General features: G+C 64.0%; 22 protein-coding genes. 7 read left to right on the forward strand and 15 right to left on the reverse strand.

The genetic code is table 11. The features are described 5' to 3' along the window. Positions 1-97: 97 nt before the first annotated feature. From murC to PCS43_RS27070, 13 genes are all read right to left on the reverse strand, one after another. The gene (murC, locus tag PCS43_RS27010) at positions 98-1,606 is read right to left on the reverse strand and encodes a UDP-N-acetylmuramate--L-alanine ligase (protein WP_209908896.1); all 1,509 of its coding nucleotides are present in this window, start codon (positions 1,604-1,606) and stop codon (positions 98-100) included. Then, the gene (gene murG, locus PCS43_RS27015) at positions 1,603-2,772 is read right to left on the reverse strand and encodes an undecaprenyldiphospho-muramoylpentapeptide beta-N-acetylglucosaminyltransferase (RefSeq protein WP_003941767.1); all 1,170 of its coding nucleotides are present in this window, start codon (positions 2,770-2,772) and stop codon (positions 1,603-1,605) included. The genes murC and murG overlap by 4 nt, the downstream gene beginning before the upstream one ends. After that, positions 2,769-4,247, reverse strand: a complete 1,479-nt coding sequence (gene ftsW, locus PCS43_RS27020) for a putative lipid II flippase FtsW (RefSeq protein WP_007730088.1) — start codon at positions 4,245-4,247, stop codon at positions 2,769-2,771. The genes murG and ftsW overlap by 4 nt, the downstream gene beginning before the upstream one ends. Further along, the gene (murD, locus tag PCS43_RS27025) at positions 4,244-5,767 is read right to left on the reverse strand and encodes a UDP-N-acetylmuramoyl-L-alanine--D-glutamate ligase (protein ID WP_209908899.1); all 1,524 of its coding nucleotides are present in this window, start codon (positions 5,765-5,767) and stop codon (positions 4,244-4,246) included. The genes ftsW and murD overlap by 4 nt, the downstream gene beginning before the upstream one ends. A 5-nt stretch (positions 5,768-5,772) precedes the next feature. Next, a complete protein-coding gene (gene mraY / locus PCS43_RS27030) occupies positions 5,773-6,855 on the reverse strand; it encodes a phospho-N-acetylmuramoyl-pentapeptide-transferase (RefSeq protein WP_003941699.1) in 1,083 nt (360 codons plus the stop codon). After that, entirely contained in the window at positions 6,852-8,420 is a 1,569-nt protein-coding gene (locus tag PCS43_RS27035; RefSeq protein ID WP_209908902.1) for a UDP-N-acetylmuramoyl-tripeptide--D-alanyl-D-alanine ligase, read from the reverse strand. The genes mraY and PCS43_RS27035 overlap by 4 nt, the downstream gene beginning before the upstream one ends. Next, on the reverse strand, positions 8,417-10,051 hold the full coding sequence (locus PCS43_RS27040; protein WP_042921840.1) for a UDP-N-acetylmuramoyl-L-alanyl-D-glutamate--2,6-diaminopimelate ligase: 1,635 nt from the start codon (positions 10,049-10,051) through the stop codon (positions 8,417-8,419). The genes PCS43_RS27035 and PCS43_RS27040 overlap by 4 nt, the downstream gene beginning before the upstream one ends. Before the next feature lie 183 nt (positions 10,052-10,234). Further along, the gene (locus PCS43_RS27045) at positions 10,235-12,109 is read right to left on the reverse strand and encodes a peptidoglycan D,D-transpeptidase FtsI family protein (protein WP_003941764.1); all 1,875 of its coding nucleotides are present in this window, start codon (positions 12,107-12,109) and stop codon (positions 10,235-10,237) included. Further along, entirely contained in the window at positions 12,106-12,750 is a 645-nt protein-coding gene (locus tag PCS43_RS27050) for a hypothetical protein (protein WP_209908905.1), read from the reverse strand. The genes PCS43_RS27045 and PCS43_RS27050 overlap by 4 nt, the downstream gene beginning before the upstream one ends. Next, on the reverse strand, positions 12,747-13,760 hold the full coding sequence (gene rsmH / locus PCS43_RS27055) for a 16S rRNA (cytosine(1402)-N(4))-methyltransferase RsmH (protein WP_007730079.1): 1,014 nt from the start codon (positions 13,758-13,760) through the stop codon (positions 12,747-12,749). The genes PCS43_RS27050 and rsmH overlap by 4 nt, the downstream gene beginning before the upstream one ends. 190 nt (positions 13,761-13,950) lie before the next feature. Next, the gene (gene mraZ / locus PCS43_RS27060; protein WP_003941779.1) at positions 13,951-14,382 is read right to left on the reverse strand and encodes a division/cell wall cluster transcriptional repressor MraZ; all 432 of its coding nucleotides are present in this window, start codon (positions 14,380-14,382) and stop codon (positions 13,951-13,953) included. Between the two features lie 594 nt (positions 14,383-14,976). Then, the gene (locus PCS43_RS27065; RefSeq protein WP_003941660.1) at positions 14,977-15,423 is read right to left on the reverse strand and encodes a DUF3040 domain-containing protein; all 447 of its coding nucleotides are present in this window, start codon (positions 15,421-15,423) and stop codon (positions 14,977-14,979) included. Positions 15,424-15,660: 237 nt separating this feature from the next. Further along, positions 15,661-16,212, reverse strand: a complete 552-nt coding sequence (locus tag PCS43_RS27070) for an SAV_6107 family HEPN domain-containing protein (RefSeq protein WP_245361456.1) — start codon at positions 16,210-16,212, stop codon at positions 15,661-15,663. Between the two features lie 147 nt (positions 16,213-16,359). Between PCS43_RS27070 and PCS43_RS27075 the strand changes: the two genes are divergently transcribed. From PCS43_RS27075 to PCS43_RS27085, 3 genes are all read left to right on the forward strand, one after another. Next, positions 16,360-16,965 carry a GNAT family N-acetyltransferase gene (locus tag PCS43_RS27075; protein ID WP_003941672.1) on the forward strand — a complete coding sequence of 202 codons (606 nt, stop codon included), beginning with the start codon at positions 16,360-16,362 and terminating at the stop codon, positions 16,963-16,965. Continuing rightward, positions 16,962-18,560, forward strand: a complete 1,599-nt coding sequence (locus PCS43_RS27080) for a phytoene desaturase family protein (RefSeq protein WP_081557982.1) — start codon at positions 16,962-16,964, stop codon at positions 18,558-18,560. The genes PCS43_RS27075 and PCS43_RS27080 overlap by 4 nt, the downstream gene beginning before the upstream one ends. A gap of 70 nt (positions 18,561-18,630) precedes the next feature. Beyond that, the gene (locus PCS43_RS27085) at positions 18,631-19,425 is read left to right on the forward strand and encodes an LppM family (lipo)protein (RefSeq protein ID WP_245219712.1); all 795 of its coding nucleotides are present in this window, start codon (positions 18,631-18,633) and stop codon (positions 19,423-19,425) included. 49 nt (positions 19,426-19,474) lie between these two features. Here the strand turns inward: PCS43_RS27085 and PCS43_RS27090 are convergent, their stop codons facing one another. Then, the gene (locus PCS43_RS27090) at positions 19,475-20,464 is read right to left on the reverse strand and encodes a methylenetetrahydrofolate reductase (RefSeq protein WP_003941803.1); all 990 of its coding nucleotides are present in this window, start codon (positions 20,462-20,464) and stop codon (positions 19,475-19,477) included. A 170-nt stretch (positions 20,465-20,634) separates the two neighbouring features. Here PCS43_RS27090 and PCS43_RS27095 point away from each other — a divergent pair, with 170 nt between their 5' ends. The 4 genes from PCS43_RS27095 to PCS43_RS27110 all read left to right on the forward strand — a co-directional run bounded on the left by PCS43_RS27095 (position 20,635) and on the right by PCS43_RS27110 (position 26,000). Then, a complete protein-coding gene (locus PCS43_RS27095) occupies positions 20,635-21,774 on the forward strand; it encodes a polyprenyl synthetase family protein (protein ID WP_003941696.1) in 1,140 nt (379 codons plus the stop codon). 2 nt (positions 21,775-21,776) lie between these two features. After that, the gene (gene crtI / locus PCS43_RS27100) at positions 21,777-23,369 is read left to right on the forward strand and encodes a phytoene desaturase family protein (RefSeq protein WP_003941668.1); all 1,593 of its coding nucleotides are present in this window, start codon (positions 21,777-21,779) and stop codon (positions 23,367-23,369) included. Between the two features lie 98 nt (positions 23,370-23,467). Continuing rightward, the gene (locus PCS43_RS27105; protein ID WP_245361457.1) at positions 23,468-25,045 is read left to right on the forward strand and encodes an alpha-(1->6)-mannopyranosyltransferase A; all 1,578 of its coding nucleotides are present in this window, start codon (positions 23,468-23,470) and stop codon (positions 25,043-25,045) included. Positions 25,046-25,055: 10 nt separating this feature from the next. Beyond that, positions 25,056-26,000 (forward strand): phytoene/squalene synthase family protein, encoded by a 945-nt coding sequence (locus PCS43_RS27110; protein ID WP_209908915.1) that lies wholly within the window; start codon positions 25,056-25,058, stop codon positions 25,998-26,000. Positions 26,001-26,020: 20 nt separating this feature from the next. On the opposite strand, the gene PCS43_RS27115 is transcribed toward PCS43_RS27110, so the two are convergent. Beyond that, complete coding sequence (locus PCS43_RS27115) at positions 26,021-26,389, reverse strand: Rv2175c family DNA-binding protein (RefSeq protein WP_003941747.1); 369 nt, start codon at positions 26,387-26,389, stop codon at positions 26,021-26,023. Positions 26,390-26,558: the final 169 nt, after the last annotated feature.

Consider the following 26,558-nt stretch of genomic DNA (forward strand, 5'->3'; position numbering starts at 1 on the left):
GAGTATCGCGATTCGGTGCGAGTACTGCGCCGACGCGTACTGGTGGCTTGTCTGGCTCGAGGATCTCGACGCCCGCGCCGACTTCGTGCGTCGGGTGTCATCGCGGCGCGGGATGCGGCGCCGAACGCAAAGCATCGAGGATCTGTTTGCCGAGCATGGTCACGTCACCGGCACCCATCGTGATGACGATGTCGCCGGGGTGAGCCAACGCCGCCACCTGCTTCGGCGCCTGTGACAGATCCGGTTGATAGTGAACAGGTTTCGTGACCGACTGAGCGACCAGCGCACCACTGACGCCCGGCATCGGCTCTTCGCGAGCGCCGTAGACATCGAGAACGACAACCTCGTCGGCCAAGTCCAGCGCCTGCGCGAACTCCTCGGCAAACGCGGCGGTGCGTGAATAGAGATGAGGTTGGAAGACCACGATCACGCGTCCGGCTGCCGAATTGGTCGACGACGAATCGTCCTCCGGTCGAACCAGATCCGCCGCCGCGCCGAGAACCGCACGAACTTCGGTCGGATGGTGGGCGTAGTCGTCGAACACCCGGACACCACGCTCGCGGCCGGTGAACTGGAACCGGCGGTGTACGCCACCGAATCCGGCGAGCCCCTCGACGATCTCCTCCGTCTCGGCGCCGGCGTCACGGGCAGCCAGTAGAGCCGCAAGTGCGTTGAGCGCCATGTGACGACCCGGCACTGCCATCCGCACGGTTCGCGCGGCGCTCTCGCCCGCCAGGTGGAACTGCAGGACTCCCCCGACGTCGTGCGCATGGAAGCCCAGTAGTCGGACTCCGACCTCGACACCGTCGACAGTCTCGAAGGCGGTGCCCGCCTCCACTTCCTGCGCGTCTGCCGATCCGTAACCGAGTACCCGGATGTCCGAACGGCCCGAGGCCACGATTCGCTTCGCGAGATCCGCCGATCCCGGGTCGTCGAGGCAAGCAATCAAGAGCCCACCCGGACGCAACTTGTCGACAAAATCGTCGAACACCTTCACATACGCTTCGACACTCCCGAAATAGTCGAGGTGATCGGCCTCGATGTTGGTCACGACGATCACGTTGGGGTCGTACTGCAGCAGCGACCCGTCACTCTCGTCCGCCTCCGCGACAAAGACGTCACCGCTGCCGTGATGGGCATTCGTTCCCGCTTCGTTGAGTTCGCCGCCAACGGCGAACGAAGGGTCGAAACCACAGTGCTGCAGGGCGACCACGAGCATCGACGTTGTCGACGTCTTGCCGTGTGTACCCGAAACCAGGAACGTGCGATTGCCCTGCATCAGTGATGCAAGGACAGCCGGACGAAGAATCACCGGGATTCCGCGGCGAGCGGCCTCGACGAGTTCCGGGTTGTCCTTCGGGATAGCCGCGTGCGTCGTGACGACGACGGTCGGACCACCCGGCAGCAGGTCGAGAGCATCGGCGTCGTGGCCGATCCGGACCTGTGCCCCGCGTGCACGAAGCGCCAGGACTCCTCGGCTCTCCTTGGCGTCCGAACCCGAGACAAGGCCCCCGCGGGAAAGCAGAATTCGAGCGATGCCGGACATACCGGCACCGCCGATTCCGACCATGTGTACTCGCTCGAGGTGGGCGGGCAGCGCGGTCATCGGTTTCCCCTTGCGTTTTCCTGGACGGCGTTTTCCTTTGCCGCGATGTCGAGCACGATCCGTGCGATCTCGGTTGCCGCGGTGCGGTGCCCGACGTTGGCAGCACCACTGCTCATCTTGTCGAGGCGCGCGCTGTCGCTCAGCATCGGGACGACGGTACCGGCGACGAACGTCGGCGTGAGCTCGTTGTCGGAGACGATGATCGCACCGCCCGCTGCGACAACGGGTTTCGCGTTGAGTTCCTGCTCACCATTGCCGTGCGGCAACGGAACGTAGACGGCCGGAAGCCCGACCGCCGAGACCTCGGCGACCGTCATCGCGCCCGAACGACAGATAGTCGCGTCGGCTGCGGCATACGCGAGATCCATCCGCGAAAGATAGGGAACAGCCACATACGGTGCCGTCTCCGAGTACTGCGTGACTTCGAGAGAGTTCTTGGGTCCGTGTGCGTGAAGGACCGAGATCCCGGCCTTCGCCAGTTCTTCCGCTGCTCCGGACACCGCGTCGTTGAGCGACTTCGCGCCTTGCGATCCGCCGAAGACGAGCAGAACGGGACCGTCCTGAGGTAGTCCGAAGTACTCGCGAGCTTGCGAGCGGAGTCCCGCTCGATCGAAATTGGCGATCGACGCGCGAACCGGGATGCCAACGATCTCGGCGTCCTGATCGCCGCGGTTCTTCACACCTGACCCCGGAACCGCGGCAAGCACCCGCGTCGCCAGGCGAGCACCGATCTTGTTCGCGATGCCGGCACTGGCGTTCGCCTCGTGGATGACGATCGGAATCTTGCGGCGGCGCCGAAGAACACCGCCACGTGCGGCAAGATACGCCGGAAGCGCGACGTAACCACCGAAACCGACGATCACGTCGGCGTCGACGGAATCGAGTACCTCACGGGTCTTGCGCACCGAGGCGAGGATGCGTGTCGGCAGTTTGACGAGATCCATCGTGGGCTTACGAGGAAGCGGAACCGGGGGAATGAGCTCGAGCGTGTACCCGCGAGCCGGCACCAAGGTGGTTTCGAGACCACGCGCCGTCCCGAGCGCAGTGATTCTGGTGTCGGGCGCAGCGGCCTTGACCGCGTCCGCGACAGCAAGTGCGGGTTCGATGTGACCAGCCGTGCCTCCCCCTGCCACCACTACCGACAGAGCCGATTTGTTGCCGCTCACCTACGAATTCCTCGCTCTCGAACTTCTCGTGGATCTTGTGCCCTACGTGTCGGCGCCTGCCGACGCTGACCATTCTGCCCTCCCGCGGTGCGCTTCCGTGACCCAGCGGCCGCACCTCGGTTGGAATCCGAGGAAGGGCGAGCACCTTGATCTGCCCGCTTGCGTCGATCGCCCGTCTCGATCGCGCGCCGGCCGTCGCGTCCGCGTGCCGGTTCGATCTGCCGTGCGGGCTTCGGTCGACGGATCGGCCGGCCCCCTGACGGCGGGTGGTACAGCACGGGCTTCGGCAGTCTGAGCAACTTCGAGATCTTGCCGTCCTGCCCGGAGTTCAGAGCGGCAACTGCTTCGGGCTCGTGGCGCGCTGCATTGGCGATGACACCGAACATGAACAATGTGATCGCCAAGGACGAACCGCCGGCGGAGACCAAGGGCAACTGGAGTCCGGTCACCGGCAGCAGTCCGATGACGTAACCGATGTTGATCATTGCCTGGCCGACGATCCAGGTAGTTGCAGTGGCCGACAGGAGCCGCCAGAACGGATCGATGCTGCGGGCTGCGATCCGCAATCCCGTGTAGACGAATACAGCGAACAAACCGATCACCACTGCGCAGCCGACAAATCCCAACTCTTCGCCGATGATCGCGAAGATGAAGTCGTTGTGCGCGTTGGGTAGGTAGTTCCACTTGGCGACGCTCTGACCGAGTCCGCGTCCGAAAAGGCCCCCGTCGGCGAGCGAATACAAAGCCTGCTTGGCCTGATAGTTGTTGCCCTGCAGGTCGTCGCTCTTGTTGAAGAAGGCTTGAACTCGATCGGAACGATAACCGGCCGTCATCGCCAGCACGCCCGCCACGACGACGCCCGTCACCGCGATCGAGCCGAAGAGCTTCAGCGGCAGCCCACCGAACCACAGCAGGGCCCCGACGATGATTCCCAATGCGATGGTCGTACTGAGGTTCGGTTGCGCGACGACCAGCGCGAAGACCAGCATTGCTGCGGGCACGAGCGGAATCAGGATCGACTTCACGGATCGGTCGTCCGGCCGCCGCGAAGCCAACAGATGGGCGCCCCAGATCGCCAACGCGACCTTCATGATTTCCGAGGGCTGCACCGAGAACCCGCCGACGTTGAACCAGCGACGCGCGCCCTGCGCTTCTGTGCCGATTCCCGGAATCAGGACGAGTACCAGCATGATCAGCACGACGACGAACAGCGGAAACGAATACTGCCGGAGCACTCTCGCCGGGATCCGCAGCGCGACGTAGAAGAGCACAGCTCCGAGAATCGCGAAGATCAACTGCTGGGTGAACAACGAATACGCCGAGCCACCGGACACGTACTGCTCGACGCTCGACGCCGACAGAACCATCACGAGCCCCAAGACAGTCAACATCGTGGCAATCGTCACCACCAGGTGGAACGACGCCAACGGCCGCGCCAACCAGGCACCGATTCGGGTCTTGGGACCCTTGGTCATAGCAAGTTCCCGGCTTGGCCAGGCGAATCCGTGAACGGATCGGGTAATGCGGCGACGGCGGCGGCGAAGCTGTCACCACGATGTCCGTAGCTGGCGAACATGTCCAAGGACGCGGCGGCCGGGGCGAGTACAACTGCATCACCGGGGGACGCCAACTCGGCAGCTTCGACTACCACTGCGGCCATGACGGCATCCGCGTCGGCACCCGACGGCAGCCGGATGGTGAGAGTCGAGTTGCTGCTGTTTTCGCTCACCACTGCATCGTCCCCCGCCATCACGTGCACCACGGGAACATCGGGCGCGTGTCGCGCGAGCGCGTCCTCGATCACACCAGCGTCACGCCCGAGGAGGACAGCGCCGGAGAGTCGAGGGCCGACTTCGCTCACCAATTGGTCGACGCTGGCTCCCTTGAGCAGACCGCCTGCAACCCAGACGACGCGATCGTGCGCGAGTATCGACGGTCTGGCTGCGTGCGGATTGGTGGCCTTGGAGTCGTCGATGTACACAACGGACCCGACACGGCCGACCAGCGCCCCTCGGTGTGGGCCGACCTTGTGTGCGGCCAGACCGCGTTCGACGACGTCTGCCTCGAATCCGAGTGCCCGCGCCAAGGCGGCGGCGGCCAGCGCGTCCATGACGCCTGCCGGGCCGGCGGGATCTATCGACGCTGCTTCGGCCAAGCGGACGTGATCGCCGAATGCGTTGTCCACGAGGTGTCCCGCTTCGACACCCAGTTCCCCTTCGCCCGGTTCACCCAATCTGAACCCGGTGACAATGTCTGCAGTTGCGCGAGTTCCCAGTTCGGAAGCGATCGCGTCATCGAGGCCGACCACCGCGACCTTTCCGCTCAGCGCCCGCGACTTGGCCTCGGCGTACGCGCTCATTCCGCCGTGCCAGTCGAGGTGATCCTCGGCGACGTTGAGGACCACGCCGGCATCCGGACGCACCGAAGGCGCCCAGTGCAATTGGAAGGACGACAGTTCGACAGCGAGGTACTCCACGCGCGGCGACGTCTCGGCGAGTGCGTCGAGTATCGGCAGCCCGATGTTTCCGCAGGCTCGGCCGACAACTCCAGCGGCGTCGAGAATCGAGGCCAGCATCGACGTCGTCGTGGTCTTTCCGTTCGTCCCCGTCACGACGAGCCATTTACGGGGTGTGCCGAAGTGCCCGCTGTGGTCGACGCGCCAGGAGAACTCGACGTCTCCCCAGATGGGAATCCCGTGACCGGCGGCGGCTGCAAGGATCGGTGCATCCGGCCGAAAGCCCGGACTGGTGACGACGAGCCCGTACTCGGTGATCGAATCCGGAGCATCCTCGATCGAGGTGGTGGTCACCATGTCCGCGCCGAGCTCCGCGCAGCGCTCCGCGAAGTCCAAGGTCGAATCGGCGACCGTCACGACAGCACCGAGGGCGACGAGAGGCTCGATAGTCGCTTGACCGGACACCCTCCCTCCGGCGACCAGCACGCGCGTACCGCGAAGCCAGGACAGATCATTCTCGGAAGCCGCTGAGCTGGTCATGGTTTTCAGCCTCCGAGCGCTGCGAGGTATTCGCTGTAGAAGAGTGCCAATCCGATAGCCGACGCAATAGCTGCCAACAACCAGAATCTGATGATCACCGTGGTTTCAGCCCACCCGGCAAGTTCGAAGTGGTGATGGAACGGCGCCATTCGGAAGACCCGCCGTCGGCTGGACCGGAACACCGCTACCTGGATCACCACCGACGCGGCCTCCGCGACGAACAGTGCACCGATGACCACCATCAACAGTTCCGTGCTGGTGGTGATCGACAATCCGGCGAGCATGCCGCCGAGGGCAAGAGAACCGGTGTCGCCCATGAAGATCTTGGCGGGTGCGGCATTCCACCAGAGGAAACCGATGCACGCGCCGGCGCCGGCCGCGCAGAGCACCGCGAGATCGAGCGGGTCTCGGACGTCGTAGCAACCCTTACCGGGATTCGTCTCGCACGAGTAGCGGAACTGCCAGAACGTGATGATGACGTAGGCGCCGAGAACGAAACTCATCGCTCCGGCGGCCAATCCGTCGAGGCCGTCGGTCAGGTTGACGGCATTGGACCAGGCGCTGACCAGTAGGTAGCAGAAGGCGATGAAGACCACGGAACCGAGTGAGACGGTGGCGATGTCGCGGACGTACGACAGATGAACACTGCCCGGAGTCAGCCCGTCGTCACCGCGGAACTGAAGGGCCAGGATTCCGAAGGCAATGGCAGCGACGAACTGGCCGACCAGCTTCGCTGTCTTGTTCAGTCCCAGATTGCGCTGCTTGCGGATCTTGATGAAGTCGTCGAGGAAACCGACTCCACCGAGCGCGGTGGTCAGACCGAGAACGAGTAGGCCGGACGCCGACGGTCCCTCCGCGTTGTCCATGCCGAGACCGATGAGGTGTGAGCCGAGATAGCCGGCCCAGATTCCGGTCAGGATCGCGACGCCGCCCATCGTGGGAGTGCCGCGCTTGGCCTGGTGACTGGCTGGACCTTCGGTTCGGATCTCCTGCCCGAAACCTTGTTTCGAGAACGCCTTGATCAGGATCGGCGTGAGCATGATGGAGACCGCCAGCGCGATGCCTGCGGCGAGAAGAATCTGGATCACTGCGAATCCCCGCCGTTCTCGCCATCGGTGTTCTCGCTGTCGGTGTTCTCGCTGTCGGTGTTGGGCGTTGCAGCCAGTATCGCTTCGGCGACCGTCCACAGTTCCACCGACTTGGACGCCTTCACCAGGACGAGATCGCCCGGTTCGAGTTCCGCTTCAAGAATGGCGATTGCCGCAGCTGCGTCGGGCACGACGACGGACTCGTCACCCCACGACCCCTCCATCACCGCACCTTGATGCATCGCACGCGAGGTGCGGCCCGTTCCGACGACGATCAACTTGCTGACATCGAGTCTGACGGCCAGGCGACCGATCGCGTCATGCTCGACGACCGATTCCGGCCCGAGTTCACCCATCTCACCGAGCACAGCCCAGCTACGGCGCCCGAAGTGCCGATCCGATCGCGCCATGGACACCAACGCTTTGAGGGCGGCGCGCATGGAATCGGGATTGGCGTTGTAACTGTCGTTGACGACGGTGACGCCGTCGGCGCGCTCGGTGACTTCCATCCGCCTCGCGGACGCTGCCTTCGTGCCCTCGAGGACACGTGCGATGTCTGCAACCGCGAGGCCGTTCTCGAGTGCGACGGCCGCCGCGGCCAGGGCGTTGCTCACGTGGTGTTCGCCGTGAACGGCCAGGCGAATACGTGCAGAACCCTGTGAACAGTTCAGTGTGAAGGAAGCCCTGGCCTGGTCGTCGACAACCACGTCGGTCGCCCGAACGTCGCAGTCTTCCGACTGGCCGACGAATACGATCCGGGCCTTGGTTCGACTCGCCATTGCGGCGACCATGCGGTCGTCGGCGTTGAGGACCGCAACTCCACCGTCGGCTGCCGACGGGAGTGCTTCCACCAGTTCACCTTTGGCGACCGCGATCGCTTCACGCGAACCGAACTCACCGAGATGGGCAGTGCCCACATTGAGAACTACGCCGATCTTCGGCGGCGCGATCTTCGTCAGTTCGCCGACATGACCGACCCCACGGGCCGACATCTCGAGAACGAGGAAGCGGGTCCTCTCGTCGGCGCGGAGCACTGTCCACGGCAGACCCAATTCGTTGTTGAACGACCCGGGGGGCGCAACCACCTCGCCGCACTCGCGCAGCAGCGCTGCTATCAGATCCTTGGTCGAGGTCTTGCCGGCAGAACCGGTGACACCGACCAGCGTCAGTCCACCATCGGCCGGTGTGCCATCAGTTGCCAGTTCGTCGACGACTGCTCGGGCCAGAAGGCCGAGGGCATGCAGGACCGCGGCTCCGGACCCGTCGGTGTCGTGTTCGAGCAGCATCACTGCACTGGGACCGTCGTTCGGCACCGATGGAACGACGATTGCCGGAACTCCGACCGGCCGCGCCGCGAGCACCGCCACAGCGCCCGCTGCCACCGCCGCTTCCGCGTGATCATGACCGTCGACACGCGCTCCGGGTAGGGCGAGGAAGAGCCCACCTGGAGCTACTTTGCGCGAATCGAATTCGACGGTTCCAGTCACCTGCGTCGACGAATCGTCGACGTCGTGCAGGGTTCCTCCGACGATCTCGGCGATCCGAGAGAGCGTCATCGGGATCATTGCTTGCCTCCATGTGCTGTGTTGATCGCGAATCGGCCGATCATTTCGCCCAACACCTCGCGGTCGTCGAACGGGTGTTTGACCCCGTCGATTTCTTGACCTACTTCGTGGCCTTTGCCTGCCACCAGGACGACATCTCCTGGCTGTGCCCACCGGACTGCTTGCTCGATCGCGGCGGCCCGGTCCCCCACTTCGCGAACCTCGCCGCGTTCGGATTCGGGCACGTCCATGGCGCCTTGCATCACCGAAGCGCGAATCTTCGCCGGATCCTCGGTGCGTGGGTTGTCGTCGGTGACGATCAGCAGGTCTGCGCCTCGCGCACCCGCTTCACCCATGAGTGCCCGTTTGCCGGCGTCGCGGTCACCGCCCGCACCGACCACCACGGCCACTCGGCCGGGAACCTGGTTGCGCAGCGTGGCGATCACGGCTTCGAGCGCTGCCGGCTTGTGGGCGTAGTCGACCACGGCGAGAAAGCTCTGCCCCCGGTCGATCCGCTGAACTCGCCCCGGGACGTCCACGGTCCCGAGCGCTCGAACAGCCGCGTCCGGGTCGAGTCCCGCAGCAAAACTGACGGTCAACGCCAGCGCAGCGTTGGCCACGTTGTATCGCCCGGGGAGACGAAGTGAGACTGGCCACGACTGTCCGTCCGGCCCGACCAACTCGAAGGTCTGCGAGCCGTCCTCGGCAACCTCGACTGCGCCGACCGTCCACTCGGCCTCGGCCGTCGAGGTCGAGACCGTGGTCACCGCGTCGCTCTCGTCGGTCGCGGCCAACTCGGCCATCCGTCGACCCCACACGTCGTCGACGCAGACGACGGCATGCTCGGCTCGCACCGTCGACTCGGGATCGAACAACCGCGCCTTGGCCTGGAAGTACTCCTCGAAGTCGCGATGGAAATCCAGGTGGTCCTGCGAAAGATTGGTGAACGCGCCGATGTCGAAGCGGATGCCGTCGACGCGTCCGAGAGCAAGAGCGTGACTGGAGACCTCCATGACGACGGTATCGATCCCCTGCTCTGCCATCACGGCGAACAGAGCATGCAGTTGCGGAGCTTCCGGCGTGGTCAGAGCGCTGGGCACCCGGCGGCCGTCGATTCGAGTCTCGATGGTCCCGACCAGGCCGGGCTTGCGGCCGGCTCCGGCAATCGCAGCTTCGAGCAAGTACGACGTCGTGGTCTTGCCCGATGTACCGGTAATGCCGACGACCTGCATCTTCTCCGAGGGCCGGCCGTAGATTTCCGCTGAGATCTCACCGAGCACATCCCGCGGGTTCGGATGAACGAGAACTGGGACGGACCGGTCAGGCGCCTTGTCCGCGGCCTCGATCAGTTCGAGGCCGGCCTCGTCGGTCAAGATCGCGGTCGCACCACGCCCCAGAGCGTCGACGGCGAACTGAGCGCCATGGGTCCGTGCACCGGGCAGAGCGGCGAAGAGGTCATCGGTCACGATTCCCTGCGCACGCAGGTCGACGCCCTTGACGACGACCTCCGAGGACTGTGATCCCGGTTGCCCCACCCATTCGAGGCGAGCCCCGGACAGTTCGGAGAGCGCCGTGATCGCGGTAGCAACCGGTTGTGTCGGACGCGTCCCGGGAGCGCCGTCCGAGTTCGACGATTGCAAACGATTCGGCACTGTCACTCGACTCCTGGCAATTGTCGTTGTTCTATCGCGGTCGTTGTCTATGGCGGTCGTTGTCTATGGCGGTCGCAACGCAAGCAAAGTTCGGCGCACTGCGATGAATGAGGTTACTGCGACGTTTGAGATTACCGTGTCCGGGATTCACCCGAAGACCGTGTCGAAACCGACACACCGCAATCAGTCCGCCTGCAACACCAACTTGCGACCGGGGTCCGGCGACATCGGGACACTGTCACGCTGGAGCATCCACGACGCGATGTTGTGGAACAACGGTGCCGCCGACTGACCGCCGCCGCCGTCCACGCCGCGAACCGGTGCGTCGAGCATGATTCCGATCACGAATCGAGGATTGTCCGCAGGCGCGATTCCCGCGAAGGTGATCCAGTAGTTGGAGTTGGAGTAGCACTTGCACGCGGGATCCACCTGCTGCGCGGTCCCGGTCTTTCCACTGACCTGGTATCCCTCGACGCCCGCGGCAACACCGGTTCCTCGTTGGTTGCCGGTGTCTTCCTGAGTGACCGACCGGAACATGTCCCGAACAGTCGCCGCTGTCTGGGCGCTGACCACCTCGACGCCCTCGGGCTGCGGCGTCTCGGTCCGCGTGCCGGAAGAGTCGACAGTCGACTTCACGATCCGCGGAGGAATTCGCACGCCGTCGTTGGCAATGGCCTGGTACATCCCGGTCATCTGCAGGGTTGTCATCGAGAGACCCTGCCCGATCGGCAGGTTCGCGAAGGTTCCGCCGGACCACTGGTCGCGACTCGGAACGCTGCCCGCGCTCTCGCCGGGAAGTCCGACGTCGGTGCGTTGTCCGAGGCCGAACCTGTTCAGCATGTCTGCGTAGCGATCCTCGCCCACTCGCTGAGCGAGCATCAAGGTGCCGACGTTCGAGGACTTTCCGAATACACCGGTAGAGGTGTACGGGGCCACACCGTGATCCCACGCGTCCTTGACTGTGGCACCGGACATCGTGATGCTGCCCGGGACCTGCAGAACTTCGTCCGGAGTTGTCTTACCGTCCTCGATGGCCGCTGCTGCGGTGACGATCTTGTTCACCGATCCGGGCTCGAACGGCGTACTGACCGACGGATTGCCCATTTCGGCTGTCGGCGCGTTCTTGTCGATGCCGATTGCGGGGTTGAAGGTGCTGTCGTTGGACATGGCCAACACCTGTCCCGTCTTGGAGTCCATGACCACAACCGAAGCGTTCTTTGCGCCCGACTTGTCCTTGGCGATCTGGACCTGCTGCTGAACGTAGAACTGGAGGTCCGAATCGATGGTCAGCTCGACACCCGAACCGTTGACTGCCGGTTGCTTGTCACGCCAGCTGCCGGGGATCACAGCGCCGTCGGAACCGCGGTCGTACGTTTCGGATCCATCGGTTCCGGCGAGCGTGGAGTCCATCGAATCTTCGAGACCGAGCAAACCGTGCCCGTCCCAGCCGGTCGCGCCGACGAGATTCGCGGCCAGAGAGCCACCGGGGTACTCGCGGATGTCCTGACGCTCGAGGCCGACCTCCCGGAACTTGTCCGAGATCTCGGCAGCAACCGCCGGATCCACGCTGCGCGCGAGGTACGTGAAAGTCTCGTTGCTGTTCATCTTCTGAAGCAGATCTTTTTCCGGAACGGTATCGCCGAGCTTGGCGTGGATTCCTGCGGCGATCTCGGCGAGGCGATCGCTCACTTCCGGCGCCTGCTTGTCACCCTCGGCGCCCTGCTCGATGCTCTTGGCGCGCGCTTCCTCGAGTTCCTTGCGTACCCGCACCGGCTGGAAAGTCAGCGCCTTGGCTTCCATGGTGAAGGCGAGGGGGTTTCCGTTGCGATCGGTTATCGAGCCACGTACAGCCGGATCGACCTGCGTCGTGGTTCGTTGATTGGCAGATTCCGCAGCCAGACTCGGCGCGTCGATTCCCTGAATCCACAAGAGCTGCAATGCCGCAACGGCGAGCGCACCACACATGGTGATACGACCGACTCGCTGACGAAACGGAAATGAGGCGGTGGCCGAGCGGCGCGGACGCCGACCGGGGTTGTTACGGGAGTTCTGACTCACCGACGTTCCTCAGGCGGAGCAGGCACCGCCGTCGTGGTGGCGGGTGCTGTCGTCGTGGGGATCACAGGAACCAATTGTTCACTCTGCGCGAGGTTTCGCGTGTTATTCGGAACGCTCGGCGTGGCTCCGGGAGCAACCGCCGTTGTGGTGCGCGGGGGTGTCGCAGTCGGTGCGGGCACCGATGTGGGCGCATCGAGCGGCGGCATAGCTCCGGCAGTCGCGGGAGTCGGCGTTCCGACGACCTCGACCGAACCGTCCGGATGAACTACCAGTCGTGCAGGGTCCTTGGCGGGGACCATGCCGAGAGCGCTTGCCTGATTTGCCAACTCCGGAGCCGAGTTACGCGACTGGAAGTCACGTTCGAGCGCTGCTTTCTGCTCGACCAAAGACTGGTTGTATGCACGTGCATCACTGAGTTGGTACGAATCCTCGGCAGCGCGAGTGGTCAGCAGCAGAGTCACCGCGAGACCGATGGACAGAAGTCCGATGACGGAGGCCACGAACGGCACTCTCCCCTTGAGCATCGCCCGAGGAGAGATAGACGGGCCGGCAGCAGCGACAGTTCCGGTCCGGCCTGCCGCCCGTGCGGTGCGCTTGTCGTATGCACGTTGCGCTGCACCGGATTTGCCCTGACGACTCATGCCCGCCTCCTGGAAATGCGTTCTGCGGCACGCAAACGCACCGGAGCTGATCGTGGGTTCTCTTCGATTTCCTGCTCTGACGCACGTTCTGCGCCACGGGTGAGAATGCGGAACTCCGGTCCCATACCCGGCAACTCGACCGGTAGTCCTTCAGGACTGGTGGACTTCGAGCGGGGAACCAACTCCGCCTTCACAACTCGATCCTCGAGCGACTGGTAGGACATGAACACCACTCGCCCACCGACTGCCAGTGCGTCGAGCCCGGCAGGAACGGCTGCACGAAGCGAATCCAACTCGGCATTGACTTCGATCCGCAGCGCTTGGAAGGTGCGCTTGGCCGGGTGTCCCCCCGTACGCCGCGTGGCTGCCGGGATTGTTCGGTACAGCAATTCGACCAGAGCTGCACTGGTGGTGAAGGGTTCACGCTCACGCTGCCGAAGGATCTCGGACGCAATCTTTCCCGCGAACCGTTCTTCGCCGTACGTGCTCAGAATGCGAGCAAGGTCGCCGTGACTGTAGGTGTTCAGGACCTCTGCCGCGGTCAGCCCGACCGTCTGATCCATCCGCATGTCGAGAGGAGCGTCGATCGAGTACGCAAAACCTCGGTCGGCTTCGTCCAACTGCATCGACGACACACCCAGATCGAAAAGGATCGCGTGAACCGACTCCGTCGACGGTAGACCTGCCTGTTCGAGCGCGTCCTCGATCCCGTCATACGTGGTGTGCACGAACGTCGTTCGGTCCGCGAATGGCGCCAGACGCTCGGAAGCGATCCGGAGTGCGTTGGTGTCGCGATCGAGACCGATGAGGTGAAGGCCCGGGTACTTGCCCAGGAAGAATTCGGAGTGGCCACCGAGCCCCAACGTCGCATCGATCATGTATGCGCCCGCTCCACCGTCACCGACGGCGGTGATGGCAGGGCCGAGAAGATCGTCGGCGCGGTGCAGAAGTACAGGGACGTGCGCGAAGCCATCGGCATCCGAGGGTTCGTTCACCTCGTGATCCACCATGATTGCTCCGGCTCCTACTTTCATGATTTCCGATGACTTTTCGAAAAGGTGCTGACTTTCCGAGAAGGCGATGACTGTTCGAGAAGGCGAATGCTTCGAGGTCCCTGCCCGAAGGAGAACCTGGCGCTGGGGAAGTGCGTCAGGGTCTTTCCGGGCAGAGGCCTCGCGGCATTCGCCGGGGGCTCTTCGCCTAGACGATCTCGCTGAGAGATTCGCCTGTTGCCTGCGAATAGTCCTCTTCGTTGTCTCCGAGATACCTCTCCCAGGCTGCTAGATCCCAGATCTCGAGGTAATCGACGGAGCCGGTCACTACGCATTCCTTGGACAGGTTTGCGTAACGCCGATGATCAGCCGAGAGGGTGATTCGCCCCTGGGCATCGGCGTGCTGTTCATCTGTGCCGGCGGCCAGGGCACGGACATACGCCCGAGCTGCCGGATCATTGCGTGGAGCTGCCGCTGCCTTTCGAGCAAGCTTGACGAACTCGTCCCGGGGGTAGATGGCGAGGCTGTGATCCTGACTCTTGGTGATCATCAATCCTCCTGCCAGTTCGTCTCGGAACTTTGCCGGCAAAGTGAGCCGACCTTTGTCGTCGAGCTTCGGCGTGAAGGTACCGAGGAACACTCGACACCTCCTGCGAGCTTGCGCTGAAACCCTCCCTATCGAGCGGATCGTGCTTCAGCTCTCCGCCCGAACCCACAGTACCCCACTTTCCCCCACAAACAAGGAGCACATGGTCCCTATTCAGCATCATTTGCTGATAAATAGCAGGTCAGCGCAGGTGGGGAGACGTGGGGGAAATTTGTAACCGTGTCCCGGCCCACACCGCCGTCAGATCGACCCTTTACGCCACGATCTGTTGCTCCCCCACACAAAATCGCAGTACAAGCGCGGTTTTCGAATAGACGTGAGCGGGACGAGGTCTGGTCGTGCGCTGCAGTTCGACCAGGGTGGAGGAAAGTGGAGGGCCGAGTGGAGCGAAGTGGAGGAAGCCCGCGGGCATGCCCTGAGGCAGCAGGAGTGGCGAGTGATTCGCTCGCACGTCACTGATTCACTCGATGGATTGCCGGCGCACATGTACAACACCCACAGCAACGGCGTGTGGCGGTCGGCAACCTTGGTTGCCGACCGCCACACGTGTGGTCGTCCGTGCCCTGAAGAGGGCGTCACGTCCGAACTGCATCACTCTCGAAGTACGCCCGAAGAAGGGCGGGAGAGCTAGTCCTGCTCGAACCTGCGTTTGAATCGATCTTCCATCCGCGACGAGAATCCGCCGCCGGACTTCCGGCCGCGTCCCCGCCCGGATCCGCCGGCACTACCCCTACCCGGCGGACCGGAGGGATGATTGCCACCTTCGGAAGCGGAGTCGGCGGCCGGCGCAGACTTACGTCCACCACCCCAGAGGAACAACACCCCTGCGCCGAACATGAACAAGAAACCGAACAGGCTGATGATCGGAAAACCGCCCGGCTTGAGCGGGAGTGCAACCCCCGCGATCAGCAGGACCAGACCCAGCACGAATAGAGCCGCTGCTTGGAACCGCCGTCTACTCGACGGCGCCCGCATACGGCCGCCCCTCACATTGGAGGCGAACTTGGGGTCTTCGGCATAGAGAGCGCTCTCGATCTGATCGAGCATGCGCTGCTCGTGCTCGGAGAGTGGCACGGTACCTCCCCCGGCACTGGAAGTTTGGCAACCACCCCACGGTGTGAGGCGGCGGGTAATCAAGTTGGACGATTACCTGTTTTCATAATACGAGCAGTTTAGGTCTCGGACCACCAACTCCGGGTACGAGTTCCGCCACAAGCGTACGTATTCGTGCCGAAGGGCCCCGATTCGGCTCCATTTGCCTGTGCGGACCAGGAAATTCCCCGGAAACAACTGCCGACACGGACCATTTGTTCACGACGCTCGCAAATGCTCGGACGCGTCCTGACCGATGAAATCTTCGACCGCCGTGAGAAAACGGCCGACCTCGGCGAAGAATGCGTCGGAATCGGAGTCCGTGATCACGATCGACACGCCGGTTTCCACGGCCGCACGCGTAGAGGACCACCCTGCGAAGAACTTCGACCACGCTCCGAACGCGGGCGCTGCGGCGTCCATCAGAACCCACGCGTTTCCGCTTCGCTTGCGCTTCGAGCCGGCACCGGCAGGAGCTGCGGCCAACACTGCCCCGGCACCACGTAGGGCCGCCAGGTAGGCACACCGGAACCGGTCGGCAGGATCGCCCGCCCCAATCGATTCCTCTAAAAGCGCATCCGCCTTCCGGAGCAGCCCCCACGCCACACCGGACTTTCCCACTCGAGCAGTGCGGTCGCTGGCGTCCCTCGCGCCGAAGGACCGCCTCGCCGACATCGGCAATCGAGAAATTGCGGCATCCGACGGACTCGACAACTCGGCAGGAAGAGTTCGTTGGCACTTCACACGTTCAGGCTTCACACGCTCGGACATCGGGGCACCTCCTGCACCGTGAGGATCCAAGACCAGGTGGGCCGGAGATGCCCGCTTCCCTTCGGGCATCTCCGGATCACCCACATCGAACATCTGTTCGACCTATTCAATATAACTGCACCCACCGACACGCCGTCAAGAGAAGAGGTGAGACCGGTCGACCCGCAGATCGCCTGGACACCACATACGGTCGACCTCGATCGCGCAGAATTCGCGAGTCGACTCCACGAGGCACTGGCCGTGTACGTCACCGCGATGGACTATCCGCGAGGAACCGAGTTCCATCGCGCACCGATGTGGCAGGAGCACGCGAACCGGCCTGGCTGGAAGGCAGTCGGCGCATTGGCGGTTCCTCAGCAACCGTCACACGAAAATCTGCCGCTGGTGGGGATCGCTTACGGGTATCGCGGGAGCCCGGACCAGTGGTGGCATCAACAGGTACTGCACGGGCTTCGGCGCTCGGGTCGTCCCCAGAGCGAGATCGACGCGATTCTGAGCGACTACTTCGAACTCACCGAACTCCACGTGCATCCGAACGGACAAGGTCACCGGTTGGGCGAATCGCTCTTGCGTCACCTCCTCGTCGATCGACCCGAACGCAGTGTTCTGTTGTCGACACCCGAGGTGTACGACGAGGACAACCGAGCCTGGCGGCTGTACCGTCGCCTCGGCTTTCGTGACGTGCTCCGCAGATTTCGTTTTGCCGGCGACAACCGGCCGTTCGCAGTCCTCGGCCGTGGACTGCCGCTGTGAGCGCGCTTCTCGACGCCGTCGTCGTCGGCTCCGGACACAACGCGCTCGTATCGGCCGCATACCTCGCACGCGAGGGTTGGTCGGTCGAGGTTCTGGAGAAGGACACGGTTCTCGGCGGCGCCGTCTCGACCGTCGAGCGATTTCCCGGATACAAGGTGGACCGGGGGTCGTCGGCACACCTCATGATCCGACACAGCGGCATCATCGAGGAACTCGGACTCGGCGCGCACGGACTGCGCTACATCGACTGTGACCCGTGGGCGTTCGCGCCGCCCGCCCCGGGCACCGACGGGCCGGGCATCGTGTTTCACCGCGACCTCGACGCAACCTGCTGGTCCATCGAACGAGCATGCGGGACAAAGGACGCCGACTCCTACCGGCGATTCGTCGCGGTCTGGTCGGAGCGCAGTCGACATGTCATGACAGCGTTTTCCGCACCGCCCACCGGATCGAACCTGATCGGTGCGTTCGGAGGTCTCGCCACCGCACGCGGCAACAGCGAACTGTCTCGGCAGTTCCTCGCGCCTGGCGACGCACTGCTCGACGAGTATTTCGACAGTGAGGCACTCAAAGCAGCGCTTGCGTGGTTCGGCGCCCAGTCCGGGCCTGCGATGTCGGAACCGGGAACCGCTCCGATGGTCGGCTTCGCGGCCCTCATGCACGTCTTGCCGCCAGGGCGAGCAGTCGGTGGAAGCGGCGCACTGAGTGCTGCGTTGGCCTCCCGGATGGCTGTCGACGGCGCCACGGTCGCGCTCGGTGACGGCGTGACGTCGATCCGCCGAAACTCGAGTCACTGGACCGCCACAACCGAGAGCGGTCGAGAAGTTCACGCTCGCAAGGTAATCGCCGGGTGCCACATCCTGACCACGCTCGACCTCCTGGGCCGAGGGGGCTTCGACCGAACCACGCTCGATCACTGGCGGCGGAAAATCAGGGTCGGCCCCGGCATCGGCGCGGTACTTCGACTGGCGACATCCGCGCTTCCGTCGTACCGCGGCGACGCCACGACACGGGAAAGTACCTCGGGATTGCAATTACTCGTCTCCGATCGCGCACACTTGCGCACGGCACACGGCGCAGCACTGGCGGGGGAACTTCCTCCTCGCCCTGCGGTTCTCGGAATGAGTTTCAGCGGAATCGATCCCACGATCGCCCCGGCCGGTCGGCATCAGGTGACACTGTGGTCGCAGTGGCAACCGTATCGCCTCAGTGGACATCGCGATTGGGCATCGGTCGCCGAGGCGGAGGCCGACCGGATCGTCGGCGAGATGGAGGCTTTCGCACCCGGGTTCGCCGATTCCGTCCTCGACCGGTTCATTCAGACCCCCCGGGACATCGAGTCGGAATTGGGGATGATCGGCGGAAATGTCATGCACGTCGAGATGTCACTCGATCAGATGATGTTGTGGCGACCGCTTCCGGAACTGTCCGGCCATCGCGTTCCGGGAGCAGACGGGTTGTATCTGACCGGAGCATCGACTCATCCCGGTGGCGGTGTGTCCGGAGCCAGTGGTCGCAGTGCGGCTCGAATCGCACTGTCGGACAGCCGCCGGGGCGCGACTCGTCGTTGGATGCGTCGTTCGAGCAGGTCGTGAAGGTCACCCGCCGAACTTCACCCGCCGACACGCCCCCGCCTCGATGACTGGCTACGCCACGGCTGGCACGATGACCACTGTGCAACAGTCCACCGATCCCGCCGCCAAGCCGACCAGTCGGAAACGTTTCCTGACGGTTGCCGCGCTCGCCCTCATGATTGTTCCCCTGCTTGCCGGGTGCATCCGCGTGCAGGTGTCGATGGGAGTGTCCGCGAACGATCGTGTGACCGGACAGGTGGTAGCTGCCGCTATTCCGGCGAACGAGGCGGACAAGGGTCCGCAGCTGACCCCACCTTCGTCGCTGGAGGACAAGATACGGGTTCAGGAGTACAAGAAGGACGGGTACGTCGGCAGCCAGGCGTTCTTCAGCGACTTGTCCTTCGGTGACGTCGCCCAACTGGGCTCCATGTACGCCGAGGGGTCCGGGTCGTTCCAGATCACCCTCAAGCGATCCGGGGACACCGTCACGCTCGACGGCAAGGCAGACCTGAAGACGGTTCCAACTCAGGGCGCCGACGTCCAGGTCAGCATCGCCTTCCCGGCACGGGTCGGCACGACCAACGGAACACGAGACGGCGATTCCCGGGTGTCGTGGACCTTGCCCGCCGGCGAGGTGTCGACAATGCGCGCCGAGGTCAACTACGCGGACCCAAGCACCCGAAGCTTCGCCGGGTGGGCAGGAATCATGGCCGGGCTGGCGCTCGGTGTCGCGATTGTCGTCGGTGCGATGGCCTGGATGGCGCGCAATCGAGCACCGATCAAGCGCGCGCCCGCCGCGAAAGCACCGGTCATGAAGACGCCTGTCACGAAATCACCTGCCAGCAAGCAAGCTGACAACAGGAATCCGAAAAACACCACGAAGTAGCGCCTGGCGATTGCCCCCACTCGATTGGTGTCGAGCGGGGCAACCGGGATCAGACGGCTTGCGCTGTCCCGACAGAGGTGTCGGGGGTGAGACCGAGTCGCTCGAGGACCTCACTGGTGGCGCGCGCAAAGTTCAACGTGATGAAGTGCAGGCACGGAGCGCCTTCGGCGATCAACCGCTCACCCATCTCGGTGGCCAGATCGATGCCGAGTTCGCGGACCGCTGCACGGTTCTCGTCCGGACCGCTTCCGGCCGCGGCGTCGAATCGACGCTCGAGAGCGGGGGGCAACGACGAGCCCGAGAGCTCGAGCATGCGCCGCACCGAGCGCAGCGACGTCACCGGCATGATCTCCGGGATGATCGGCTTGGCGCCCTGTTCTGCGTCGTACGCACTCACCCGGTCACGAAGACGCAGGTAGTCCTCCACGTCGAAGAACATCTGCGTGATCGAGTACTCGGCGCCGGCACGCAACTTCGACACCAGGTACTTCGTGTCGTATGCCAAGTCCGGAGCGCGGTAGTGCCCCTCGGGGAACGACGCGACGCCGACGTGGAAGTCGCCCAGGTCACGGACCATCCGCACGAGTTCCTCGGCGTACTCGACGCCTTCGGGATGCTTCTTCCATTCGCCGAGCGGATCGCCGGGCGGATCGCCGCGCAATACGAGGATGTTGCTGATCCCACGATCGGCGTAGGCACCGACCATGGCGCGAAGCTCTTCGGTGCTGTGTGAGACAGCAGTCAGGTGAGCAACCGGCAGCAGGGTCGTCTCTTCGGCAAGTTCGCCGGTGACACGCACCGTACGATCGCGCGTCGAGCCACCTGCGCCGTAGGTCATCGAGACGAATGCCGGTCCGAGCCGCTCGAAGGTACGCACCGCACGCCACAGGCGCGCTTCGGCGTCCGCGTCACGCGGCGGCGAAAACTCGACCGAGAACGGAATACGGCTACCTGTCGAGGAAGCGATCCGATCGACGATCGACGGTGTTCGGGTGGCCCATCCCTCGCTGGAGCGGCCCCTGACTGGATCGAATGTCACCGGTCAAGCATATGTTTTCCAGCTGCAAACAAGCTCATCGCCCAGTACTGCGTATCCCGAATGTCAGGATCGCGCAGTTCACGGCCCGACCCGCCGTTGATTCCAACCCCCACTAAGCTGGGCTCCAAGCTCGCTTCCGTGTAACCCTCCGGCGCGAGAACATACCGATCTTGGAGGCCACCCTGTCCGCAGGAACCGCGCGCGTTGGACAGAGTTCGACCAACACCGCACCGCATCCGACCTCACTCGAACTGCCGGGTCTGTTCGAAGCAGCGCTCCGCGACTTCTTCGATTCACGCCGCGAACTCGTCTCGAACATCGGCGGTGGATACGAGGAGGCCGTCAGCACCCTCGAGGCCTTCGTCCTGCGCGGAGGAAAGCGCGTCCGACCGTCGTTCGCCTGGACGGGATGGCTCGGCGCCGGAGGCGACCCGAACGGTAAGAACGCAGACGCGGTGATTCGTGCGTGCGCCGCCCTCGAACTGGTGCAGGCCTGCGCGCTCGTCCACGACGACATCATCGACGCATCCACGACCAGGCGCGGCTTCCCGACCGTTCACGTCGAATTCGAGAACCAGCACCGAGACGAGGAGTGGAGCGGCGATTCCGCGCACTTCGGCGAGGCCGTCGCCATTCTTCTCGGCGACCTGGCCTTGGCCTGGGCGGACGACATGATCCGAGAATCCGGGATCAGCCCCGAGGCGGCCGCACGTGTCAGCCCGGTCTGGTCGGCAATGCGCACCGAGGTGCTCGGTGGCCAATTCCTCGACATCAGCAACGAAGCCCGAGGCGACGAGACCGTCGAGGCAGCCATGCGGGTCAACCGCTACAAGACCGCCGCGTACACGATCGAACGCCCACTGCACCTCGGCGCCGCGCTGTTCGGTGCGGACGCCGAGTTGGTCGATGCCTACCGGACCTTCGGCACGGACATCGGTATCGCCTTCCAACTTCGCGACGACCTGCTCGGTGTCTTCGGAGATCCGTCCGTCACGGGCAAACCGTCGGGCGACGATCTCATCGCCGGTAAGCGAACTGTCCTGTTCGCGATGGCGCTTGCCCGCGCCGACGCCGCAGATCCGGCGGCAGCAGAACTGCTCCGCAACGGAATCGGCACGCAGCTGACCGACACCGAGGTCGACACTCTGCGCCAGGTGATCACCGATCTGGGCGCCGTCACCGACGTCGAAACGCAGATCGACACCCTCGTCGAGGCAGCTGCGAACGCCCTCGACTCGAGCACGGCAACGGCAGAGTCCAAGGCTCGCCTGACCGACATGGCGATCGCGGCCACGAAGCGAAGCTACTGACCGTGGCACACGTGCACCGCACTCGAACCGTCAGCTCGCCGACCGATCGAGTCGTGATCGTCGGCGCGGGACTTGCCGGACTGTCTGCGGGGTTGTATCTGCGTGGCGCCGGCCGCGACGTTACGATTCTCGAGAGCAACAGCTCGGTCGGTGGGCGAGTCGGTGTCTACCAGGGCAATGACTACAGCATCGACAACGGCGCAACGGTGCTCACGATGCCCGAACTCGTCGAAGACGCCCTTGCGGCCGTCGGCGCCGACCCAGCCTCGACAAACCCCAAATTCGTTGTGCACAAGCTCGATCCGACGTACCACGCGCGATTCGCAGACGGCACCGCTCTCGATGTCCACGCCGACCCAGAAGACATGGCTGCCGAAGTCTCCCGTGTCTGCGGGCCGGAAGAAGCGCAGCGATACCGTGCGTTGCGGCAATGGCTGAACCGGATCTTCGACGCGGAATTCGACCGCTTCATGGACGCCGACTTCGATTCTCCCCTCGGACTGGTCAATTCGCGTGACGCAGTCAAAGATCTGAGCCGGCTCGTCGCACTGGGAGGATTCGGGAAACTGGGCGGGCAGGTGGATCGCAAGATCCGCGACCCTCGCCTCCGGCGGATCTTCACCTTCCAAGCGCTGTATGCGGGCGTTGCTCCGTCTCGGGCCCTCGCGGTGTACGGGGCGATCGCTCACATGGACACCTCACTCGGCGTCTACTTCCCCGAGGGCGGGATGCGCACGATCGCCGAGTCGATGGCCGACGCCTTCACCGAGGCCGGCGGAATTCTGCATCTCGGCCGCACTGTCGAACGCCTCGAGGTGAGCGATCGGCGCGTGCACACCGTTCACACACGCGACGGCGAGCGCTTCGACTGTGACGCCGCCGTCCTCACTCCCGACATGGCCGTCACGGACTCGCTGTTGCGCCCGCATACGCGATTGCGTCCGCGCCCGGTGCGTACATCGCCGTCCGCTGTCGTGATTCACGGCACTGTTTCCTCCGCGGTCGCCGACGAATGGCCCGCGCAGCGACACCACATGATCGACTTCGGCGAGGCGTGGAAGCGTACCTTCGCCGAGATCACGGCACGCCGCGGCCGCGGGCGACTGATGAGTGATCCGTCACTGCTCGTCACCCGACCGGCACAGACCGATCCGAGCCTGGCCTTCTCGCGAGACGGCCGAATCCGTGAACCGCTGTCAGTCCTCGCGCCGTGTCCGAATCTGGACAGTGCAAGTCTCGACTGGTCGACTCTCGGCCCGCCCTACGTGCGCGAAATCATCCTCACGCTGCAGGAACGTGGCTACACGGGACTGGTCGAAGGGTTCGAGATCGATCACGTCGACACCCCGCAGACCTGGCTCGAGAAGGGCATGGCCGCGGGTAGCCCGTTCGCAGCGGCACACACCTTCACCCAGACGGGGCCGTTCCGACGCAAGAACCTCGCCCGCGGCTTCGACAACGTCGTTCTCGCCGGATCGGGAACCGTTCCGGGGGTGGGAGTACCGACCGTTCTGCTGTCCGGACGGCTCGCCGCCGAACGGATTACCGGTACACGGGAGCGAGCCAGCGCGGTGGGCACTCGTGCAAGCAACTAAACTAGCCCCTCGTAACCGACCATTCATCCACGATTCACCGACTCGGGCGCTGCATGCGCCGATCGACACCGATCTCCTCGGGGGAGGAACCTGCACCGATGACGTCCTCTGCCGCAGCCACTGAAAGACCGTGGCACCTAAGGGCCGCCAATTTCCTTCGGACTCCCGAAGGTCACAGTGCACTGCTCGGTTTCTTCGGCGCAGTCATGATCACTTTCGGCGGATTCGGTGCCGGTAGCGTCCGGCGCCAAGATCCGCTGCTCGAGTCGATGCATCTGTCCTGGCTCCGTTTCGGACACGGATCGATTCTGTCGGCGGCCATCGTCTGGATCGGTGTCCTGTGCATGATCGCCGCCTGGGTTCGACTGGGCCGCTCGACTCTGCGCGGTGACGTCTCGTTGCGCGGCCTGCGCTACGTCGTCCCGGTCTGGACGTTTCCGCTGCTGTTCGCGGTGCCCATGTTCAGCCGTGACGCCTACTCCTACCTGGCGCAAGGCGCGTTGTTGCGCAACGGCTTCGACCCGTATGCCGTCGGCCCCGTCGTCAATCCGGGAATCCTGCTCGACAACGTCTCCAACGTGTGGACGACGACAACTACCCCGTACGGTCCGGTTCACCTTCTCCTTGCCGACGCCATCGTTCGGCTGACCGGTGAGAACGTCATCGCCGGTACGATGCTGTTGCGGATCACGATGCTCCCCGGACTCGCCCTGATGATGTGGGCCGTTCCCCATCTCGCGACGAAGCTCGGCGGAAACACCTCGATCGCCCTGTGGCTCGCAGTGCTCAATCCCCTCGTCCTGATCCACCTGATCGGCGGCGTTCACAACGAGATGCTCATGGTCGGCCTCATGGCCGCAGGCATTGCGCTCGCTCTCGAACGCAAGCACCTCTTCGGGATCGGGCTGATCGCGTTCGCCGTCGCGATCAAGGCAACCGCGGGCGTCGCACTTCCCTTCATAGTCTGGATCTGGATGATCCACGAGCGGGAGGACGCGGCGGCGGCCGGGCGAGAACCGGCGTCACCGATCCGATCGTTCGTCAAAACGGCCGGTGCGGGTTTCGCGGTGTTCGTGGCGGTACTCGGATCCACCTCACTGATCGCCGGAGTCGGCCTCGGCTGGACGACGGCACTCTCCGGTTCGGCAAAGATCATCAACTGGCTCTCGCTGCCCACGCTCGTAGCGGAAATCAGTACCTTGGCTACCTCGTGGTTCGCCGGTAACCATTTCAACGAAATCCTCGAAGTCTCCCGGACCATTTCGGCAGTTGTGTTGATCGCGATCATCGCCGTCGTGTGGTGGCGTTACCGCAAGACCGAGCGCGACGCCGTCATGGGCATCGTGATCGTGATGGTCGCCATCGTCGTTCTGTCCCCCGCAGCACTCCCCTGGTACTACTCCTGGCCGTTGGCAGTAGCGGCCGGTTTCGCAATTTCGCCGACGACTCTCGCCGTACTGACGGGGCTGTCCACCTGGCTGATGCTGGTGTTCCAGCCGGACGGATCGCTCGGCCTCTACACCTTCCCGCACGTGGCTCTGGCCGTCTTCGTCGCCGTCGTCGCGGCGATGTCCTTGCAGACGGAAGACCCACTGCGACTTCGTGGACGCAAACACGAAAAACCGATCGACATGACGTCAGCCGCCTCGGCGCCCTCGACGTCAGAATCTGCGTGATCCGCGTGTCATGAACGCATTGTCTGCGTCCTATGAATTCTGCGAGGACGTGACGAGGGAACACGGCCGAACGTACTTTCTGGCAACTCGGTTGCTGCCCGAGCCTCGACGCCGCGCAGTTCACGCTCTCTACGCATTTGCTCGCGTCGTCGACGACATCGTGGACGAACCCTCGGGTCCGCATGAACGAGGCACGGTGCTCGCCGACGTCGAACGTGCAGCCGTCAACGCACTCGACAACCCCACTGTGACAGGTGACGTTCCGTCGACGGTTCCCCTCGACCTGACACGCGTACTCCCTGCCTTCGCGGATGCTGTGAAGACGTTCGACATCCCGCGCGCATACTTCGACGCCTTCTTCGAGTCGATGCGGATGGACGCCCCCGACACGGCGAAGTTTCGACCCGTCTACGACACGATGGACGAACTCAGCGAGTACATGTACGGTTCCGCCGTCGTCATCGGTTTGCAGATGCTCCCGATTCTAGGAGTGAGCGTTCCGCAGCAGGAAGCGGTAGTGCCCGCGTCGAATCTCGGTGAGGCGTTTCAGCTGACCAACTTCATCCGCGACGTCGGTGAAGACCTCGACCGGGGACGTCTGTATCTACCGGCAGGCGAGTTCGCCGCATTCGGGGTCGACATCGAGATGCTCGAGCACGGGCGCAGAACCGGAACGGTGGACGTTCGGGTCAAGCGCGCGCTGGCACACTTCATTGCCGTGACGCGGGGGCGGTATCGGTCTGCCGAATCCGGCATCCCGATGCTCGATCGGCGGGTCCAGCCGTCGATCCGCACGGCTTTCGTGTTGTACGGAGCAATTCTCGACCAGGTCGAGCGCGCCGACTTCCGGATACTGCATCGACGTGTGTCCGTTCCCGGGCGCACGCGACTTCGAGTCGCTGCGCCGGGTCTGGTCCGGTCGGCAACCTACGCGGCGAAAAACCGCATGCGGTGAGTTGTCAGAAGGCCGGCAGCTCAGAAAGCCATGGCCTGTGCGCGGCGGATGACCTCACGCGCGAGATCACCATGCAGTGCGTCCACCGGGCGCCCCGGCAGGGAATCGTCGGCCAGGAACAACCAGCGGAGGATTTCGACATCGGTGTAGCCGCCGTCGTGCAGCACCGCCAGCAGACCGGGCAGCCACTTGACGATCTGGCCGTCCTCGCCGAAGAACACTTCGGGGACACCGAGAACGCCATGCCGCTTGACTGCGATGATCTTGTGATCGCGAAGCAACTGGTGAACCTTGCTCACCGGCAACCCGACGTTCTTCGCCACATCCACCAGCTGGAACAGGGAAACCGAAGAATCCAGGACATCATCACAATAAGGAATCGCGCTCACCGCGAGAAGTTTATCCGGTCCGGCGAGCCCGCTGTGTACCGCCCGGTGCAGTGCTCGAAACTGCCGCTCCGCTCAGGTCACAGCGCCCTGTGACGTTCTCGAGACTTCCGCGTCGGTATCGCTGGCTACGATGGACGGGATGCGGCGTATCAGTAACCGGGATTTCGCG

It is taken from the genome of Rhodococcus sp. C-2, from assembly GCF_027854095.1.
Lineage (GTDB): Bacteria > Actinomycetota > Actinomycetes > Mycobacteriales > Mycobacteriaceae > Rhodococcus_F > Rhodococcus_F qingshengii.

Bases quoted from the DNA above. Each gene is read 5' to 3' on its own strand.
- murC (WP_209908896.1), bottom strand. From the start codon at position 1,606: ATGACCGCGCTGCCCGCCCACCTCGAGCGAGTACACATGGTCGGAATC.
- ftsW (WP_007730088.1), bottom strand. From the start codon at position 4,247: ATGACCAAGGGTCCCAAGACCCGAATCGGTGCCTGGTTGGCGCGGCCG.
- murD (WP_209908899.1), bottom strand. From the start codon at position 5,767: ATGACCAGCTCAGCGGCTTCCGAGAATGATCTGTCCTGGCTTCGCGGT.
- PCS43_RS27035 (WP_209908902.1), bottom strand. From the start codon at position 8,420: ATGATCCCGATGACGCTCTCTCGGATCGCCGAGATCGTCGGAGGAACC.
- PCS43_RS27050 (WP_209908905.1), bottom strand. From the start codon at position 12,750: ATGAGTCGTCAGGGCAAATCCGGTGCAGCGCAACGTGCATACGACAAG.
- rsmH (WP_007730079.1), bottom strand. From the start codon at position 13,760: ATGGTGGATCACGAGGTGAACGAACCCTCGGATGCCGATGGCTTCGCG.
- PCS43_RS27070 (WP_245361456.1), bottom strand. From the start codon at position 16,212: ATGTCCGAGCGTGTGAAGCCTGAACGTGTGAAGTGCCAACGAACTCTT.
- PCS43_RS27085 (WP_245219712.1), top strand. From the start codon at position 18,631: ATGACCACTGTGCAACAGTCCACCGATCCCGCCGCCAAGCCGACCAGT.
- PCS43_RS27105 (WP_245361457.1), top strand. From the start codon at position 23,468: ATGACGTCCTCTGCCGCAGCCACTGAAAGACCGTGGCACCTAAGGGCC.
- PCS43_RS27110 (WP_209908915.1), top strand. From the start codon at position 25,056: ATGAACGCATTGTCTGCGTCCTATGAATTCTGCGAGGACGTGACGAGG.